At 65.6% G+C, this 1,289-nt stretch carries 3 protein-coding genes; 2 read left to right on the top strand and 1 reads right to left on the bottom strand.

Annotated elements, in window-relative coordinates:
- Window positions 1-490 (top strand): TolC family protein (locus VJ307_04815; protein ID HJX73459.1); only part of this gene is annotated, 490 nt, incomplete at its 5' end.
- 61 nt (window positions 491-551) lie between these two features.
- On the opposite strand, the gene VJ307_04810 is transcribed toward VJ307_04815, so the two are convergent.
- Complete coding sequence (locus VJ307_04810) at window positions 552-860, bottom strand: hypothetical protein (protein HJX73458.1); 309 nt, start codon at window positions 858-860, stop codon at window positions 552-554.
- A 144-nt stretch (window positions 861-1,004) separates the two neighbouring features.
- Here VJ307_04810 and VJ307_04805 point away from each other — a divergent pair.
- Window positions 1,005-1,289, top strand: a 285-nt coding sequence (locus VJ307_04805; GenBank protein ID HJX73457.1) for a hypothetical protein, incomplete at its 3' end; no start/stop codon positions are given.

Here is a 1,289-nt window from a genome sequence, read left to right as displayed (position 1 = left end):
GATCGCCAACGCCTATGACAAGCCCCGCCTGGACCTGCAGGCGAAGTACGGATGGCGGGAGCTCGACGTCGGCGAATCCGAAGCGGACGGAAACGTGTGGACGGCGGGTCTGGTCCTCACCTACCCTATTTTCGACGGCCTTCGCACGAGAGGAAAGGTGGCCCAGGCGAAAAGCGATGAGCGAACCTTGCGGATCGACGAGGCGAAACTCCTCGACTCCATCGCACTCGAGGTGCGCGGGGCGGTCGACGCCGTCCGGGAATCCGGCGAGATCGTCAAGGCGCTCTCCGGCACCGTCGCCCAGGCGGAACGGCTGGTCACGATGGCCGAAAAGGGATTCGAATTCGGGGTCAAGACCCGCCTGGACGTGGACGACGCGCAGCTCAACCTCACCCAGGCGAAAGGGAACCTCGCCCGCGCACGGCGCGATTATCTCGTGGCGCAGGTGACCCTCCAATACGTCATGGGGGCCCTCGGGGAATCCGGGTAGCAGATTCCCGGCCCGCCCCTTTGCGATCGCGACACGCCCGAGGAGAAGGTGAGGGCTCGCCTCAACCGGAGGTTGGCGGCCGCCGGGTGATCCCGTCCGGCGGTTCCCCGGTTTTTCCCGGACCGGAGGATGGGGAGCGTTTCGCACCGCCGCCTTCCTCGGCTTTTCGCCTGTCCCACTGGGTCCCGAAATAGCCGATCCCGGCGATGCAGCCGACGGTGACCACTCCGAAAAATAGCGACGAGAGGATCCCTCCGGGAGGTTGTGTCACCTCTTCGGTGTAGATCAGCAATCCGTACACGCAAAGTCCGATGAAGATCGACGCGCAGAGATTGAATCCGAAGATCGCCAGCTTCTTGGGAACCCGCACGAACCCCCCCCGATCCGATTTCTTGTGCTACTCTTCCTGGTAACCGCGCCGCGCTGCGGCGACGAAACGGCCCGACGGGCGGAAGCGGCGCCTTCGCCGCGGGGCGGGATCCCGGTTCGATCCACAAGGCGGGCATATCGTATCATGGAACTTCTCCCCGTACTTACCCTCGTTGCGGTCGTGGTCACCCTCGCTGTCGTTCTGCTTCGCCGGACCGCCCCTCTCCAGGACCGGCTGGACCGGATGGAAAAGGGGTTCACCGACGCGCTGCGGTCGACCGCCGCGGAACTGGCGAGGGGGGAGGCGGACGCGATCGCCCGGATCCGCCAGGAAGTGTCGGAGAGCTTCCTCAAGGGGCTGGACGGAATCTCCCGGCGGATCGAGGAGAAGCTCCTCGAGATCCGCGGGGAGATGGCGCGCGAGCTGTCC

The organism is Candidatus Deferrimicrobiaceae bacterium, assembly GCA_035256765.1.
Classification (GTDB): Bacteria; Desulfobacterota; Deferrimicrobia; order Deferrimicrobiales; family Deferrimicrobiaceae; genus CSP1-8.
Note: the sequence above shows the minus strand (reverse complement) of the source record. Positions and strands in the feature narration are given on the sequence as shown.